General features: G+C 66.9%; 13 protein-coding genes. 4 read left to right on the plus strand and 9 right to left on the minus strand.

Annotated elements, in window-relative coordinates; translation table 11 throughout:
* Window positions 1-12: 12 nt before the first annotated feature.
* Window positions 13-1,524, minus strand: a complete 1,512-nt coding sequence (locus tag JGR78_RS05920; protein ID WP_182805570.1) for a phospholipase D-like domain-containing protein — start codon at window positions 1,522-1,524, stop codon at window positions 13-15.
* A 152-nt stretch (window positions 1,525-1,676) separates the two neighbouring features.
* On the opposite strand from JGR78_RS05920, the gene JGR78_RS05925 reads away from it, so the two are divergent.
* Complete coding sequence (locus JGR78_RS05925) at window positions 1,677-2,501, plus strand: universal stress protein (protein ID WP_182793380.1); 825 nt, start codon at window positions 1,677-1,679, stop codon at window positions 2,499-2,501.
* 22 nt (window positions 2,502-2,523) lie between these two features.
* Here the strand turns inward: JGR78_RS05925 and acnA are convergent, their stop codons facing one another.
* The 4 genes from acnA to JGR78_RS05945 are packed head-to-tail and all read right to left on the minus strand — an operon-like array spanning window position 2,524 to window position 8,138.
* On the minus strand, window positions 2,524-5,100 hold the full coding sequence (gene acnA / locus JGR78_RS05930) for an aconitate hydratase AcnA (RefSeq protein ID WP_234450876.1): 2,577 nt from the start codon (window positions 5,098-5,100) through the stop codon (window positions 2,524-2,526).
* 45 nt (window positions 5,101-5,145) lie between these two features.
* A complete protein-coding gene (locus JGR78_RS05935; RefSeq protein WP_182805568.1) occupies window positions 5,146-6,645 on the minus strand; it encodes a tripartite tricarboxylate transporter permease in 1,500 nt (499 codons plus the stop codon).
* A gap of 7 nt (window positions 6,646-6,652) precedes the next feature.
* Entirely contained in the window at window positions 6,653-7,120 is a 468-nt protein-coding gene (locus tag JGR78_RS05940) for a tripartite tricarboxylate transporter TctB family protein (protein ID WP_182793383.1), read from the minus strand.
* Between the two features lie 55 nt (window positions 7,121-7,175).
* Window positions 7,176-8,138 carry a tripartite tricarboxylate transporter substrate binding protein gene (locus tag JGR78_RS05945; protein WP_182793384.1) on the minus strand — a complete coding sequence of 321 codons (963 nt, stop codon included), beginning with the start codon at window positions 8,136-8,138 and terminating at the stop codon, window positions 7,176-7,178.
* 187 nt (window positions 8,139-8,325) lie between these two features.
* Here JGR78_RS05945 and JGR78_RS05950 point away from each other — a divergent pair, with 187 nt between their 5' ends.
* The 3 genes from JGR78_RS05950 (at window position 8,326) to JGR78_RS05960 (ending at window position 11,859) form a co-directional block, all read left to right on the plus strand.
* Window positions 8,326-9,228, plus strand: coding sequence for a GntR family transcriptional regulator (locus JGR78_RS05950; RefSeq protein ID WP_182793385.1), 903 nt, complete (start codon window positions 8,326-8,328; stop codon window positions 9,226-9,228).
* A gap of 314 nt (window positions 9,229-9,542) precedes the next feature.
* Complete coding sequence (locus JGR78_RS05955) at window positions 9,543-10,673, plus strand: alkane 1-monooxygenase (RefSeq protein WP_182805566.1); 1,131 nt, start codon at window positions 9,543-9,545, stop codon at window positions 10,671-10,673.
* A gap of 387 nt (window positions 10,674-11,060) precedes the next feature.
* Window positions 11,061-11,859, plus strand: a protein-coding gene (locus JGR78_RS05960) for an IS5 family transposase (protein WP_200559464.1) whose coding sequence is annotated in 2 segments (ribosomal slippage) — window positions 11,061-11,395 and window positions 11,394-11,859 — 801 coding nt in all. Because the reading frame shifts where the segments join, the coding sequence is not laid out codon by codon here.
* Window positions 11,860-12,300: 441 nt separating this feature from the next.
* Here JGR78_RS05960 and JGR78_RS05965 read toward each other — a convergent pair.
* From JGR78_RS05965 to puuE, 4 genes are all read right to left on the minus strand, one after another.
* Window positions 12,301-13,422, minus strand: a complete 1,122-nt coding sequence (locus tag JGR78_RS05965) for a site-specific DNA-methyltransferase (protein WP_182803532.1) — start codon at window positions 13,420-13,422, stop codon at window positions 12,301-12,303.
* Window positions 13,423-13,512: 90 nt separating this feature from the next.
* On the minus strand, window positions 13,513-14,157 hold the full coding sequence (locus JGR78_RS05970) for a ribonuclease HII (RefSeq protein WP_182803534.1): 645 nt from the start codon (window positions 14,155-14,157) through the stop codon (window positions 13,513-13,515).
* 284 nt (window positions 14,158-14,441) lie between these two features.
* A complete protein-coding gene (locus JGR78_RS05975; RefSeq protein ID WP_182791314.1) occupies window positions 14,442-15,362 on the minus strand; it encodes a bifunctional allantoicase/(S)-ureidoglycine aminohydrolase in 921 nt (306 codons plus the stop codon).
* Between the two features lie 300 nt (window positions 15,363-15,662).
* Complete coding sequence (gene puuE, locus JGR78_RS05980; protein ID WP_182803536.1) at window positions 15,663-17,066, minus strand: allantoinase PuuE; 1,404 nt, start codon at window positions 17,064-17,066, stop codon at window positions 15,663-15,665.
* Window positions 17,067-17,072: the final 6 nt, after the last annotated feature.

The following is a 17,072-nucleotide window of genomic DNA, read 5'->3' on the forward strand; positions in this document are numbered from 1 at the left end:
CGCCGCCGGCGATCAGCGCCGCCGGTGGCGTACCAGCAGCACCGCTGCCAGTCCCAGCGCGCCAAGGCCCATGAACAGGTGACGGTTCGTCAGCCCCAGCCGGCTGCGGGCGCTGCGGCGATAGCGCGGGTCGAAGAAGCGGCTGCGTGACAAAAAACGCCCCAACGGGCCGGGGTCGCGGGGGACCAGCACCTCCAGCTGGCGAGGGCCTTCCGGGTTCAGCCGGTCGATGGCGGGGATCAGCCCGCCGCATTCCGCGATGACCGCCTGCACCCGGTCCACCGTCGAGCCGAGATGCTCGGCCAATAGATTGGCGCGGATGGTGCGGATGCGGTCGCGGTCGGCGTCCGTGCGCGCCAGCACGGCCACGTCCGCCTCGGTATCGAATCCCATGGAACGGCGGTCGATGTTGCTGGACCCCACGCGCAGGAAGATGTCGTCCACGATCAGCAGCTTGGCATGGACATAGATCGGCTCGCCCGCGGCATTGACCGGATAAACCATGCGAAAGCGGCGGAAACGGTCGCGCGCCTGCAGCGCCAGCATCATCGTGCTTCGGGTCACATGCATCGCCGCATCCTCGAAGGCGCTCTGCGCCGCCTCGGGGTTGACCACCAGCACCTCGGGGCCATCCGGTTCGGCCAGCCGCTCGGCGACGGCGCGGGTGATGCTGTCGGCGGCGAAATACTGCGATTCGATGTAGATGCTGTGGCGGGCGGCGGCGATGGCATCGAGATAAAGCTGCTCGATCTCGTCCACGGCGGGGGTGTCGCGCTCGGGCGGCTCGGTGCGGGCGATGGCGACGGGCAGGTCGCGGAAATCGACGGCGACCTTTTCGGGCCAGAGATCGGCAGGCGCGGGATCGGGCACCGGCTCGGGCAAGGGCGCGTCATTGGCGCGCAGCCAGCGAGCGCGGGCAAGCTCGCCCAAGGCCTGCGCCGCAGGGCCGGTCATCATCGCGGTGGCGTCGTGCCAGGGCTGGGCGATCTCGCCCGAGCGCAGCCGCCGGCGCGGGTCGCCCGACAGATGCTCGGGCGTGTCCCAGCGGCCTTCCGTCACATCAAGGCCGCCGCAGAAGGCCAGGGCATCGTCCACGACCACGATCTTCTGGTGATGGCAGGCCCCGATCGGATGGCGGCCATCAAAGGCCAGATGGATCTGGTCGGGCGACATCAGCTTGATGCGAAAAGCCGGGATCGCCCGCCCCGGCGCGATCAGGGCGCCCCCGCTCCATTTCAGCAGGTAGATGTCAAGGCCGGGGCGGCGTTCCACCAGCGCGTCGAGGAACAGGCCGACCTCGTTCGGCAACCCGTCGGTGGCGTTCCCCTGGGCGTCGCTGTCGCCGGGCAGCATCTCGATCTCGAAGTCGAAATCCCAGCCGATCATCACGACCAGGTGCCGTGCCGACATAAGCGCCTGCCGCAGGGCGCGGAAATAGGCCTGCCCGTCTACGATCAGGGACAGGCGGTCGGCGGAGGCCACCCGCCAGCAGTTGCGGCCCGGGGCAAGGGAAAGATGCGTCATGATCCATCGGGGAAAACGGTCTGCACCGCCGCAACTATCTGGAACGGCTTGGGTTCCGCTGCGGCAAGGCGCCGCCGGGTGCCTGCGCGATTGAACCCGCCCGGCCAAGGCTTCATTATCCCGGCGACCACGCCTTCCAAGGAGCATCGGCAATGACCATTCGCAGCATCATGACGACCTATCTCGGGAACGGAGGCGGCGAGGGGGCGCTGCGCATGGCGATCCAGATGGCGCAGAAATACGACGCCTGGATTACCGCCGTTTTGTGGCAGGCACCCAATCCGATGCGAAGCCGCCCCGCCCCCTTCTTCACGCGCGAGATCGACCGGATGCTCGACCAGGCGGAATCCGACTTCGCGGCGCAGCGCCGCGAGGCCTTCACCGCCCGCGTGACCGAGGCGGGGCTGCAGGACCGGGCCGAGTTCGTCGAGATCAAGGGCCACCGCGCCAACAGCATCGCCGAGGCCGCCCGCGGCCATGACATCGTCGTGATGGGAAGCTCGCTGACCGGCTCGCGCACGGGCGATTTCGCCACCCGCGCCGATGTCGTGGCCCTGCGCAGCGGCTGCCCCGTTCTGATTGTGCCGCCCGGCTATGATGCGCCCGCCATCGTGGAATCGGCGGTGGTTGCCTGGGACGGAAAGCGCGCCTCGGCCCGGGCACTGGCGGATGCGATGCATATCCTCGGCACCAAGGACCGCGTCACGCTGCTGGGGATCGGTGACGATCTGGGGCCGGATTACGCGCAGGACGTGCTGCTGCTGCTGTCGCGCCACGGGATCGAGGCCGAGCTGGTGGTGCGTCCCGCCGGTCCCGGCGGGATCGGCCGGACGATCCTGGATACCTGCGCCGATCTTGGCGCCGGGCAGCTCATCATGGGCGCCTATGAGCACAGCAAGTTCAGCGAGGACCTGCTGGGCGGCGTCACCCGGGATATCCTTGAGAACGCGACCCTGCCGGTGCTGATGTCGCACTGATCCCGCGTTCCCCGGCCGCCCGTCAGGCGGCGGCCGGTTCTACCTGGCGTTGCAGGATCAGCGGCAGCAACCCGCCTTGCCGCAGGGTCTGGACCTCCAGCGAGGTCTCGATGGCGGCGGCGGCGGCGATTTCCTCGACGCGGCCATCGGCGCGGCGGATGCGGACGGGGACCGGGCTGCGTGGGGCGAGGGTGGCGGGACCCGCGTCGATCTCGATCAGGTCGTGGACGGAAAGGGCCAGCGTCCCGGGGGTCACGCCTTCGGGCAGGCGCAGGGGCAGGACGCCCATGCCGATCAGGTTGGCGCGGTGGATGCGCTCGAAGCTGACCGCCAGCACGGCGCGGGCACCCAGCAGCGCCACGCCCTTGGCCGCCCAGTCGCGCGACGAGCCCATGCCGTATCGCTCGCCCGCGACCACGACGACGGGTTGGGCATCGGCACGGTAACGCTCGGCCGCCTGCCACAGCGGCAGCATCTGCCCGTCCGGCAGCACGGTCGAGCCGGGGGGGATGCCCTCGCCCAGCATGTTCCTGACGTTGCGGTTGGTGAACAACCCGCGCAGCATCGCCTCCCAGTTGCCGCGGCGGGATGAGAAGACGTTCAGATCGCGCGGATTTTGCCCGCGCTGGATCAGATGGTCGCCCGCCTCGCCTTTGGCCGGGATCGCACCCGCGGGCGAGATGTGGTCGGTGGTGATGTCGTCGCCCACGATCAGGATGGGCCGCGCCGCATAGGTGCCCAGCCGCGAGGCTTCGTCGAAGGAGGCGAAGGGCGGGCGACGGATGTAGGTGGACGCCTCGTCCCAAAGGAACAGGGCCGTGTCGGGCGCATCGAGTTCGGCCCACATGCGGCTTGATTCCGCCTCGTCATAGGCGGCGGCAAAGTCGTCCGCATCAGCGGCGCGGGCGAGCGCCGCGTCGATCTCGGCCCCCGTGGGCCAGAGGTCGGACAGCCGCACGCCCGGCGCAATCTCGTCCCGCAGGATGTCGCGTTCCACGTCGCCCGCCAGCGCGAAGGCCACGACCAGCGGCGGCGAGGCGAGGAAGCCTGCCTCAAGCTGCGGATGCACGCGGCCGGGGAAGTTGCGGTTGCCTGACAGGACGGCCACCTGCAGGCGGCCCTTCCCCAGCGCCTCTTGCGACAGGGCGGTGAGTTGCCCCGAGTTGCCGATGCAGGTCGTGCAGCCGAAGCCGACGATGCCGAAGCCCACCGCCTCAAGGTCATCGAGCAGCCCCGCACGTTCCAGATAGCGCTGTGCCGTGGGCGATCCCGGGGCAAGCGAGGTCTTGACCCAAGGGGCCGGGGTCAGGCCGCGTTCGCGCGCCTTGCGCGCGACCAGACCCGCTGCGACCAGCAGGCGGGGATCGGTGGTGTTGGTGCAGGAGGTGATGGCGGCGATGGCGACGGCACCGTCGGGCATCTCGCCTGCGGACACCGGCTTTGGCGAGCCTCCCCGCACCTCGGCCGCGCCTGCTGCCGTGGCCGAGGCCGGCAGGCGATCCTGCGGGCGGCGAGGGCCGGCGACGCTGATCTCGACCGAGGAAAGGTCGAGCTCCACCACCTGCGAGAAACGCGGCGTTTCTTCTGCCTCGAACCAGAGGCCCTGACGGCGGCAGTAGGCTTCCACCCGCGCGACATGATCCGGGCTGCGGCCGGTGGCGGTCAGGTAGTCCAGCACCGCCTGATCGACGGGGAAGAAGCCGGTGTTCGCGCCGAACTCGGGCGTCATGTTGGCGATCACGGCGCGGTCGCCCGCGGACAGGGCCGACACGCCCGGCCCGAAGAACTCGACGAAGCGGTCGGCCAAGTCGATGCCGCGCAGGATCTGCGTGACCGTCAGCGCAAGGTCGGTGGCGGTCACGCCCTCGGGCAAGCGCCCCGTCAGCCGCATCCCCACCACGTCGGGGACGCGCAGCATCACGGGCATCCCGAAGAAGACGCTTTCCGCCTCGATCCCGCCGACGCCCCATGCGAGAACGCCGATGCCGTTCACCATCGGCGTGTGGCTGTCGGTGCCGATCATGGCGTCAGGCATCAGCCAGCCGTCGCGGGCCTGAATCACAGTCGCCAGCCGCTCCATGTTCAGGGTGTGCATGATGCCGGTCCCCGGAGGATGCACACGGAAGTTCCGCAGGCTGTTCGTCGCCCATTTCATGAAGCGGTAACGCTCGGCGTTGCGGCGGTATTCGTTGGCAAGGTTGCGCGCCATCGCCCCCCTGCCCCCGAAGAAATCTACCGCCAGCGAATGGTCGGTCGAGACATCGACCGGCAGCACCGGGTTCAGCAGCATCGGGTCGTGCCCCGCCTCGGCCAAGGCCGAGCGCATCCCGGCGATGTCCACCAGCGCTGGCCCGCAGGTCGTGTCATGCATCAGCACCCGACCGGGCAGGAAGGGGATTTCCGCATCCGTTGGCCCGTCCAGCGCCGCCAGGATCGCGTCCCGCGCAGCAGGCGCGTCCGCACCCCCCGTCCGCAGCACGTTTTCCAGCAGGATGCGGTGGATATGCGGCATCCAGGCCAGCCGCCCGCCCGCCGCCGCGGGCAGGTCGATGATGCGCCAGTCGGTGCCGGCGGTGCGAAGGGTCATCTCGTGGGTCATGGTCTATCCGTGATGACAGGCGCCCCATGGGGGCATGTCCCTGTCTCAGTCCTCGTCCTGCCGGAAGCGCGCCAGTCCCCGAAAGACGAAGGGCGCGATCAGGGCGATCGTGGCGATCGCGATCATGATGGCCGATCCGGGGTGCTGCAGCAGGATCATGGGGTCGCCGAGGCTCATCTGCAAGGCGCGGCGCAACTGGCTGTCGGCCATGGGTCCCAGGATCAGCCCCACGACCACCGGCGCCACCGGGTAATCGTATCGTCGCATCAGGAAGCCCAGAACGCCGAAGGCCGACAGCAGCAGCAGTTCCACGACCGAGGGGTTCGCGGCGATGGTCCCCATCGTGGCGAAGACCAGGATGCCCGCGTAAAGCCAGGGCATGGGGATCTTCAGAAGTTGCACCCAGACCCCCACCAGCGGCAGGTTCAAGACCAGCAGCATGATGTTGGCGATGAACAGCGAGGCGATCAGCCCCCAGACCAGATCGGCGTGCTGGACGAACAGCAGCGGGCCGGGCTGGATGTTGTATTGCTGGAACCCCGCCAGCATCACCGCCGCCGTGGCCGAGGTCGGCAGACCCAGCGTCAGCAGCGGCACCAGCGATCCGGCGGCGGATGCGTTGTTGGCGGCCTCGGGTCCGGCCACGCCCTCGATGGCGCCATGGCCGAACTCCTCGGGATGCTTCGACAGCCTGCGTTCCGTGGTGTAGCTGAGGAAGGTCGGGATTTCCGCGCCGCCCGCCGGCAGCGCGCCGATGGGGAAGCCGATGCCCGCGCCGCGCAGCCAAGGCTTCCACGACCGCGCCCAATCCTTGCGGGTCATCCAGATCGAGCCCTTGATCGGGATCGGCTTTTCCGGCGCAAAGGCATGGCGGGAGGCGACATGCAGCGCCTCGCCGATGGCAAAGAGGCCCACGGCCAGAGTCGTGACCTCGATCCCGTCGAACAAATTCGGGACGCCGAAGGCCAGCCGCGTCTGGCCGGTCAACTGGTCGATGCCGATCAGCCCCAGCCAGAGGCCGATGGCAAGGCTGGTCAGGCCGCGCAGGGGCGATGATCCGAAGGTCGCCGATACGGTGACAAAGGCGATCAGCATCAGCCCGAAATAGTCCCATGGCCCGAAGCGGACGGCCAGCTTGACGAGGATCGGCGCGAGGAAAGCAAGCCCGATGGTCGCGATCAGCGCGGCCACGAAGGACCCGATGGCGGCAGTGGCCAGGGCCGGGCCGCCCCGGCCCTTGCGGGCCATCTTGTTGCCCTCAAGCGCGGTGACGACGGACGCGGCCTCTCCGGGCGTGTTCAGCAGGATCGCGGTGGTCGAGCCGCCATACATTCCGCCGTAATAGATGCCCGCGAACATGATGATCGAGCCGCCGGGGTCGAGCTTGAAGGTCACGGGCAGCAGCAGCGCGACCGTCAGCGCCGGGCCGATCCCCGGCAGCACGCCGACCATGGTACCCAAGAGGACGCCGATGGCCGCGAAGGCAAGGTTCATCGGCTGGATGGCGATGGAAAACCCGTTCAGAAGCTGGATAAGCGCGTCCATGGCGACCTCAGAACAGGCGTTCCAGCGGGCCCATGGGCAGCGCCAGTTGCAGAAGCTTGTTGAACATCAGGAAGACCCCGGTCGAGATAACAGCGCCGATGACCAGATCGGCGACAAGCGCCTGCCGTCCGAAGGCGCGTGCGGTCAGGGCAAAGAGCAGCGTCGAGCCGAGGATGAAGCCGAGGCCCAGCCAGATCGAGCCGATCAGCCCGCCCAGCGCGAGCCCGATCCAGGCAACCCCGCTCCAGTCCGCGTGGTCGGCGGTGATGCCGGGGCGAAGGGCCGTGACCAGATGCGCAAGGCCCAGCACGGCCAGAAAGGCCGCGACGAAATAGGAAGCTGCATCTGCGCCGACCCCGTAGTTCGAGCGGATGCTCATGCCCCTCGCGTCGAACCAAGTGATCGCGGCCAGCGCGATCAGGCCGACGCCGATGATCGCCGTGGGGCGATGCAGGGCAGTTTGTCCCAGGTTCATCCTTCCCTCTCCCCTGAAAGAAACGGGCGGGAAAAGCGTCCCCGCCCGGACCGGATCACTCGGCCAGGCCGATGGACTGCAGCGTGGCGTGGACCCGCTCGTTTTCCGAGGCGACGAAGGCCGCGAATTCGTCGGCGGGCGCGTAATAGTCGGTCCAGCCGCGGGCGGTCAGGACCGCCTGCCATTCGGGCGACTTCACGGTCTGCTCGATGGCGGCGGAGAGCGCCTGCTTGTCGGCGTCCGCAATATCCGGCCCTGCGAAGATGCCGCGCCAGTTCACCAGTTCCACATCGACGCCCTGCGCCTTGAGCGGCTGCGCCTCGATCCCCTCGATCGGCTCCGGGTAGGAGATCGCCAGCGCCCGCAGGTCGCCCGATTCGATCTGCCCCTGCCATTCGCCATAGCCCGAGATCCCGGCCGTGACCTGCCCGCCCAGCATGGCGGCCAGCGCCTCGCCGCCGCCCGAATAGGCGACATAGTTCACCTTGGACGGGTCCCCGCCCGCCGCCTGGGTGATGAGCGCCGCAAGGATATGGTCCGCGCCGCCCGCCGATCCGCCCGCCCAGATGGTGCGCGAGACATCCGCCTGGATGGCGGCGGTCAGATCGGCCAGCGTCTGGTGCGGCGAGTTCTTCGGCACCACCACGACCAGCGGATCGCCCGTCAGCCGCGCGATGGGGGTGACGTTGGTCAGGTTCACCGGCGCCTTGTTGGTCAGGATCGCGCCGACCATGGTGATGCCGCCGACCAGAAGCTGGTCGGGCGAGCCCTTGGCGTTCTGGGCGAACTGCGCCAGTCCCACGGTCCCGCCCGCGCCCGGCACGTTCATGACCTGCACGCTTTTCGCAGTGCCGGTCTTCATCATGACTTCCTGCAGCGAGCGCGCCGCCGAGTCCCAGCCCCCACCCGCGCCCGCCGGGGCGGTGATGGTCAGTTCCAGATCCTGCGCCGCCGCCGGCGCCACCGCCGTCATTACGGCAAGACAGGCCGCTGCGAGCCTGCGGGTGACAAAAGACATGAATTCCTCCCGGTTGGACCTTTGATGGTCTGCAGGAATATTGAAGCTCGTTCGGACAAAATGCAATAAGTTTTGTTGAGGGAGAGTAAGTGTGAACGCGGGCAGGGCATTACGCCGCTGTCCATGGACTGGATTGCATTTTGTAATTTATTCATGCACTCGTCCAGGTGAGAGGGAGGATGACTTCGTGGCCCGTGAAAGCCTTGTTCCCCGGATCATGCAGCAGGTGCTGGATCATGTCCGCGGCGAAGAGATGTCGGCAGGCCGGCATCTTGGCGCGCAGAAGCTGGCCGATGCCTTCCGCGTATCCCGCGCCCCGGTCGTGGGGGCACTGAAAAGGCTTGAGGATCTCGGGATCGTCCGGGCCGAGCCGAACCGCGGCTTCTTTCTTGCGATGGATGCCGCCGACCTGCCCGAGATGCCGGGCGGGAACTCGCACGAGGAAAGCCTGTATTTCCAGATCGCCGAGGACCGGCTGTCCGGCCGCCTTCCCGACCGCTTCAGCGAAAGCGAGTTGATGCGCCAGTATGGCGTCGCGCGGGGCCGGCTGGTCCGCGCCTTGCAGCAGATGGCCGACGAGGGTCTGGTGGACCGGCTGCCCGGCAACGGATGGGAGTTCCGCGAGACCCTGAACTCGCTCAAGGCCTATGCCGACGCCTACCAGTTCCGCGCCGCGATCGAGATGCAGGCCCTGCTGCTGCCCAGCTTCGCCCCTGATCCCGAGGCTTTCGCCACCGCGCGCCAGCATCAGCTTGACCTTCTTTCCGGGTTCAAGAGCGCAAGCCGCGCCGCCATCTACGGCACCAATATCGAGTTCCACGAGATGCTTATGCGCTGCGCCAACAACGCCTTCTTCCTGGATGCCGTGCGGCGGGTGAACCGGGTGCGGCGGCTGATCGAATACCGCATCGGCAACGAGCGCGAGCGGCTGCCCCGGCAATGCCGCGAGCATCTGCAGATCCTCGACCTGATCGAGGCGCGCGACATGCAGGCCGCGGCCGCCTTCCTGTTCCACCATGTCCGCGAGGCGGGCCAGATCAAGCTGCGCCTGCTCGACCTCTCGCCGATCCCTTCTGCGCCCTCTTCGTGACTTGGCGGGATGCTGGCCGGTGACTGCATTTGCCCTGACGGTCAGGAAATTTCTTTCGCCTTTGAACTTGTGTTGAAAAGGGATGTCAGCCCCCTGGCAGATGGCAGCCGCATGTTTCAGGGGATCTTCTATCGGCTTGCCCTTGGCCTTCGTCAACGACCTGACAAGACCCCGTGGATGGGGCCTGACCGCCTGTCCAGTTTGATGCGCCGGACCGCCTGCGGCGGGGGGGTATTTGGGCTAGAAAGAAGCGCCTGTGGCAGGTCTGGCGGCGCGGGTGGCGACTCGGGGGTGCCGGGGATAGAAGCGCGGGCATGAGGATGTCGTCGTTGCGGGCCGCGCTGCCCTTCTGGATGTCGCTGGGGCTGGTGCCGCTGGCGGTGCTGGCCACGATGCGCGGCGGCTGGTGGTTCCTGCTGATGCCCGCCTATGCGTGGTACATGGTCACCGCGCTGGACGGGGTCTTGGGGCTGAACAGCAGCAACCCCGATACCGGGACGCCGATCGAGCGGCTGTTCTGGCATCGCGCGATCACCTGGGTCTGGTGGCCGGTCCAGGCGGCGGTGGTCTTCTGGGCGATCTGGCATGTCACCCATACAGGGCATCTGGGCGGATGGGAGAAGCTGGGGATCTTCTTCGGCATCGGCGTCATGTCGGGGACCATCGGCATGGTCTATGCCCATGAGCTTCTGCACCAGAAGCCCGGGTTCGAGCGCTGGCTGGGCGACTTGATCCTCGCCTCGAACCTGTATTCGCATTTCAGGACCGAGCATCTGCTGGTCCATCATTCCTGGGTGGCGACGCCGCGCGACGCGGTGTCGGCACGGTATGACCAGGGGTTCTACCACTATTTCCTGCAGGTGCTGCTGGATTGCCCGCGGTCCGCCTGGGGGGCGGAAAAGCGGCTGCTGGCGCGGGCCGGGCGGCCGGTCTGGGACCGGCGCAATCCGTTCTGGCGATATGGGGCGCTGCAAGGGGGGATGCTGCTGCTGGCAGCGGCCCTGGGCGGCTGGCAGGAGGTGCTGCTGTTCGCCTTCCAGGCCTTCGTGGCGATCTGGCAGCTTGAACTGACCAACTACGTCGAGCATTACGGACTGACCCGCCGGCATCTGGGCGGCGGACGGTATGAACGCGTCCTGCCCCGCCATAGCTGGAACGCGAGCCACACCGCCTCGAACTGGCTGCTGATCAACCTGCAGCGCCATTCGGATCACCACACCAAGCCCGACCGCCGCTTTCCCCTGCTGCAGACCTATGCCGAGGATGAAGCGCCGCAACTGCCCCATGGCTATCCGGCGATGACCTTTGTGGCAATGGTCCCGCCATGGTGGCGGCGGCGGATGAACCCGCGGGTGCGGGCCTGGCGGCGGCGGTTCTATCCCGAGGTGACCGACTGGGCAGCCTATAATCGAGGTGAAACCCCAATTCCGCGCGGCGCTTTATAGGACGTCCTCTGGATCACATGGAACGTCCTTCGTTTCCGCGATCACAGGTTCGCTTCGGCTGCCGTTCTGGCTCACCCTGCTGCGGAAGGGGCGAGGAAAATAAGTGAAATCGTTCGTCGCCACCACGTTCAGTTTGCCCTCTTCAGTGACGCCAACCATGAGTCCACCTGATAAAGACGAAGTCTCACCGGAGACACTGGCAAGGATTTTTCAATAATCTGCGATGAGTTGAGCCTCCAAGGCTCTGCCACCGGCATCTTTTTCAAGCAGTATAGCCGCTTGTTCGAAAAATTTCCCAAAAACCCAAAGATATTTCTATCGCTTAACATCAGACAGGGGATTGCCCTAAGAGCGCCTAACAAAACCGCCTCTCGTGCGTTAGGGGACATGAGCAAGCCCCTTGTATCCGATGATCTGTGGGCGGCGCTGGAGCCGTTGCTGCCGAGGCCGCGGCCCAAGCCCCAGGGCGGCCGTCCCCGCTGCGATGACCGGCTGGCCTTGGCCGGCATCCTCTTCGTGCTCCGCTCCGGCATCCCTTGGGAGATGTTGCCGCGCGAGTTCGGCTGCTCCGGCATGACCTGCTGGCGCCGGCTGCGGGACTGGCAAGCGGCCGGCATCTGGGCTGGGCTCCACCGCATGCTGCTGGAGCGCCTATCGGATGCCGGACATCTGGACTGGAGCCGGGCCTCCCTCGGCAGCGCCGCCGTGGCGGCCAAAAGGGGGCACCGAGATCGGCCCGAACCCGACGGATCGCGGCAAACCAGGCACGAAGCGCCATCTTGTGGTCGACCGGAGAGGCACCCCGCTCGGGGTGCGCCTGAGTCCAGCCAACCGGCATGACAGCCTGATGCTGGCGCCCACCCTCGATGCCGTGCCGGGCGTGCGCCACGGTCGCGGCCGCCCGCGCAAGCGCCCCGACAAGCTCCACGCCGACAAGGCTTACGATAACCATCGTTGCCGGTCCGAATGCCGCGCCCGCGCGATCATGCCCCGCATTGCTCGGCGGACAGTGGACAGCAGCGAGAGGTTGGGCTGCCACCGCTGGGTCGTCGAACGAACGCTTGCCTGGCTCAACCGCTTCCGCCGTCTGACTATCCGCTATGAGCGACGCGCCGACATCCACGAGGCCTTCGTAATCCTCGGCTGCGCCCTCATCTGCCTCAACCAGATCAGAAGGTTTTGTTAGATGCTCTAAGTGCAAATTCGGGTTTTCAACCTTCGGATTCCGCATACCAATGCACCTCCGAAAAATGCGTCTCATTTCCTGCTTGCCATCAATATCACGCTTTATTTTTTGACCTTTCCGATCTCTATACGCTTGCCCTCTTCGTTGCCCAAGCGTTCAAGTTAGATCAAAAAGCGCTCTATGCGCGTTGCCAAGCAGGACATTACCCAGAGGCTTGTCCGCTGGCGTTTGCTGAAGCAGATTGACAGAGGAAGGCAGAAATTCCCTCTTGGTGCCCATCCGGCTGCCCAAGCAAACAGAAAGCTGCCAATTACGATATTCTCGTAGATGTCTGCTCTTGCGCTGCTCTCAAAGAAAAAACCCCGCCGAGTTACCTCGACGGGGCAAGTTCGTCCCGCAGCCAAAGGAAAACCTGCGGCCCGAGACACCGGCGAACCTGCGTCAGGCGTGATCGGCCATCTCGGCTCGAATCTGCTGGCGAAGGATGTCGATCGGTATCATCTTCCCATCGCGGCGGAAATGCCAGTAGGTCCAGCCGTTGCAGGAAGGAGCGCCTTCCAGCGTGGCACCGACCTGGTGGATCGAACCCCTGACATCGCGCCCGATCACGGACCCGTCCGCGCGCACCCGCGCCGTGTGGCGGCCGCCCAGCGACACCAGTTCCTCGCCCGGCCGCAGCATCCCCCGTTCCACCACCTGGCCGAAGGGGACGCGCGGCTCGGCGCGCTTGCTGGTGGTAGTGGCCAGCGAGGCCGCATCAAGGCGGCGGACGCGGGACAGGCGGCGTTCTGCGACCTCGCGGTAGGCGGCTTCGCGCTCGATCCCGATCCAGTCGCGGCCCAGCATCTTGGCGACCGCGCCGGTGGTGCCGGTGCCGAAGAAGGGGTCCAGCACAACGTCGCCAGGATTGGTCGTGCCGACCAGCACCCGGTGCAGCAGGCTTTCGGGCTTCTGCGTCGGATGGGCCTTGGCGCCGCCCTCGTCCTTCAGCCGCTCGCCCCCGGTGCAGATCGGCAGCGTCCAGTCTGACCGCATCTGGATGCCTTCGTTGAGGCTTTTCAGCGCCTCGTAGTTGAAGGTGTATTTTGCCCCTTCCGTCTTCGAGGCCCAGATCAGCGTCTCATGCGCGTTGGTCAGCCGCTTGCCACGAAAGTTTGGCATCGGGTTCGACTTGCGCCAGATCACGTCGTTCAGAATCCAGAAGCCCTGGTTCTGCAGCTCGGCGCCGACGCGGAAGATGTTGTGATAGCTGCCAATCACCCAGATCGCGCCATTGGGCTTGAGCAGCCGGCGGGCGGCGGCCAGCCAGTCGTGGGTGAAGCGGTCATAGGCGGCAAAGCTGCCGAACTGGTCCCAGGCGTCGTCCACCGCATCGACGCGGCTGTTGTCGGGGCGGTGCAACTCGCCCCGAAGCTGCAGGTTGTAGGGCGGGTCGGCAAAGATCAGGTCCACCGAGGCTTCGGGCAGGCCGTTCATCACCTCGATGCAGTCACCGGCAAGGATCATGTTCAGGGCCAAGGGTTTGTTGCGCGCGGGTTTGCGCGTTGCCTTTATCGTCGTCATTGCTGCCCTCTGACCGGCGGCGCTGCGGCCGCTCATGTTGTTGGCCCCAACATGAGTCAAAGGTGATTCGGCGTCAATTCCTTTTCTGAATCAGCCGGTTATTCCTGATTCGGGACACAACATCTTGTGGATGGAGGGGAAGCCGATTCTATGAATCGGGGTCGGACCCAGTTCGGCCAGGGCCTTTCGATGGATTTCGGTCGGGTAGCCCATGTTCTTTTCCCAGCCATAGCCGGGATGCTGCTGCGCCAGATCCACCATGATCCGGTCGCGTTCCACCTTGGCCACGATGGACGCGGCGGCGATCGACAGGCTGAGCGCATCGCCCCCGGTGATGGCACGGGCAGGGTGATTCAGGTCCGGCGGGATGCGGTTGCCGTCCACCAGCACGATGCAGGGGCGCTGGCGCAGCCCGGCCACGGCGCGGCACATGGCGAGGTGGCTGGCATGAAAGATGTTGAGCTGCGCGATCTCCTCGACGCTGGCGTGGCCCACGGCCCAGTCGGCGCAGTCCTTGATCTGGACGGCGAGGCTCGCGCGCTTCGCGGGCGACAGCTTCTTGGAATCGTCCAGCCCCCGCGGGATGCCCTTGCGGGGCAGGATCACCGCCGCGGCCGTGACCGGCCCGGCCAGCGGCCCGCGCCCGACCTCATCGACGCCGCAGATCAGGCGCGCGCCATCGGTCATGCAGGCACGTTCATGGCGAAACGAGGGGCGTAGCTGTGGCGATTTCATGATCGCTTTCTAGCCCTGTCCACGCCATGCGGCCAGCCCATGGAAGCGGAAGCGCCCGGGTCACGGTCGCATGGGTATTTGGGCCAGAAAGAAGCTCATGGGTCTTTTTTCTGGTGAAAAATGCCATCGAGACTGGCGAAGGCCCGTACAGGAGGCGGAGCAGGAAACAGCCGTCTTCACGGCTGTTTCCCCGACGGATGGGTCCGGTGGACTGTGTTCGGTGAGTCAGAGGCGAAGCCCGAGGAGAGGCGGACAGCCCCCGTGCCCCGCGATGCCGAAAGTGCCTACCCTGCCCGCCCCGACCCGTGTGTGCCGAACCACAGCGGCGCATGGCGGTTCACGTCCTTGTAGAGCAGGTAGCGGAAGCGTCCCGGCCCGCCCGCATAGCAGGCCTGCGGGCAGAAGGCGCGCAGCCACATGAAGTCGCCGGGCCCGACCTCTACCCAGTCGCGGTTCAGGCGATAGACGGCCTTGCCTTCCAGCACGAACAGCCCGTGTTCCATGACATGGGTTTCCGCGAAGGGGATCGAGCCGCCCGGCTGGAAGGTCACAACGGTGATGTGCATGTCGTGGCGCAGGTCGGCGGGGTCCATGAAGCGGGTGGTGGCCCAGGCGCCCTCGGTGTCGGGCATGGGCGAGGGCGCGATGTCATGCTCATGCGCGACGATCGGGCCGGGGGGAATGATGCCTGCGGCAGGCTGCCAGCGCTTGCGGAACCAGTGAAAGCCCGCGTTGCCGGGCGTGGCGTTGTGGATCGACCAGTGCATACGGGGCGGGACATAGGCGAAGTTGCCGGGGCGCAGGCGGTGGGTCGCCTCGCCGATGGTGATGTCGAGATCGCCGCCGGTGACGAAGATGGCGGATTGCACCTCGGGGTCGTCCTCGGGGGTGTCGCTGCCGCCGCCCTCGGCCAGTTCGACGACATACTGGCTGAAGGTTTCGGCGAATCCCGACATCGGCCGCGCCAGCATCCACATCCGCATCCCCGTCCAGCCGGGCAGGAAGCTGGTGACGATGTCGCGCATGACGCTGCGGGGGATCACCGCATAGGCGTCGGTGAAGACGGCGGTGTCGGTCGTCAGCCCCGTTTGCGGCGGCAGGCCCGCCACCGGCCCGGCATAGCTGCCTCGTGGCGGAGGGAGCGCTGCCTCGCCTTCTCCGGGGATCTGGGCGGGATTGCCGGTGGGGGTCGTCTCGTCGATCATCGTCACTGTCCTTGCTGGTCATTTCGCGACTTTCCCCGACAGGCAGAGGGGCCGCAAGCATTCCTCGGATGTGGTAGTGCCCGCCCTCGTAGCCTGATCGCAGGCAAGTTGTTCCTTGGTAGTGGCACAGCGCCCGCACCGTGATGGTTGCCCTGCAAGGATACAGGGTGCTTTCTGCCCCTCCATGTCCTCAAGCTCGGGCATTGGCAGCATGCCGGGTGCATCCGGTGCGCGCTTCTTTCTGGCCCAAATACCCATTCCGGCCGCGCCGCAAGGACTGCGTCCGGCCAGCGGCCCGGCCTAGCCCAGCAGCGCCTTCAGCCGCAGCTCGGCGATGCGGATGACCTGGCGCTCGGCCTCGGCCCGCTCGGTGGCCGAGTCGTTGTCCGCTCGCCGCGCCATCGCCGCCATGATCCCCGGCTTGTCGTGGTCGCGGACCGCGATGATGAAGGGGAAGCCGTGGCGGGCGACATAGGTCTCGTTGAGGCGGGTGAACTCGGTCCGTTCGGCGTCGGTCAGGGCGTCCAGACCGGCGCTCGCCTGCTCGGCGGTGGAATCCGCCGTCAGGCGCTTCGCCGCGGCCAGCTTGCCGGCAAGGTCGGGGTGGGCACGCAGCACGGCAAGCCGCTCGTCATCCGAGGCTGCGCGGAACTGCCGCGCCATGGCGGCGGCAAGCCCGGCCGCGCTGTCATGGGCCGGACCCATCTCGGTGTCCCACGTCCGCTCGGCGACCCAGGGCGAATGCTCGTAGATCGAGCCGAAGCGTTCGATGAACCCAGCGCGGTCCATCTGCGAGGGCCGTTCCCTTGCCACTAAGGGATGCGCCGCCGCCCAGTGGCGGGCGATGTCCAGCCGGGTCGCGAACCACACGCCCTCATGCGCGCGGGCGTGGTCGAGGAAGCGCCTCACGCCCTCGGCCCGGCCCGGCCGCCCGGCCAGGCGGCAGTGCAGGCCGATGGACAGCATCCGCGCCCTGCCCTTGCCCCCTTCACGGTAAAGGCAGTCGAAGGCGTCGCGCAGATACAGGAAGAACTCCTCGCCATTGGTGAAGCCGCCGTTGGCGAAGCGCATGTCGTTGGCGTCGAGCGTATAGGGAACAACCAGTTGCGGGCGGCCTTGGTGGACGTGCCAGTAAGGCAATTCATCGGCGTAGGAATCGGCCAGATACTCGAACCCGCCTTCCTCGCAGCCCAGCGCAACCGTGTTCATCGAGGCCCGGCCCTGGTAGAAGCCCAGTGGTCGCGAACCCGTGACCTGGCTGTGCAGCTCGACGGCGCGGGCGATGTGCTCGGCCTCGATCTCTCGGGGCACGTCCTTGTAGTCGATCCATTTCAGTCCGTGGGTCGCCATCTCCCACCCGGCGTCGATCATGGCGCGGGTCTGTTCGGGGCTGCGGGCCAGGGCGGTCGCCACCCCGTAGCAGGTGACCGGGATGCCTTCGAGCATCCGGTAAAGCCGCCAGAACCCGGACCGCGCGCCATAGTCGTAGATCGACTCCATGTTCCAATGGCGCTGGCCCGGCCAGGGCTGGGCGCCGGTGATTTCGGACAGGAAGGCTTCGGACGCCGCGTCGCCATGCTCGATCGAGTTCTCCCCGCCTTCCTCGTAGTTTACGACGATCTGCACAGCGATCCGCGCCCCGCCCGGCCATTTCGGATCGGGCGCCTCGGCCCCGTAACCTCGCATGTCGCGGCTGTAGCGCATCTCTCA

This window comes from Paracoccus sp. MC1862, assembly GCF_016617715.1.
Taxonomy (GTDB): Bacteria; Pseudomonadota; Alphaproteobacteria; order Rhodobacterales; family Rhodobacteraceae; genus Paracoccus.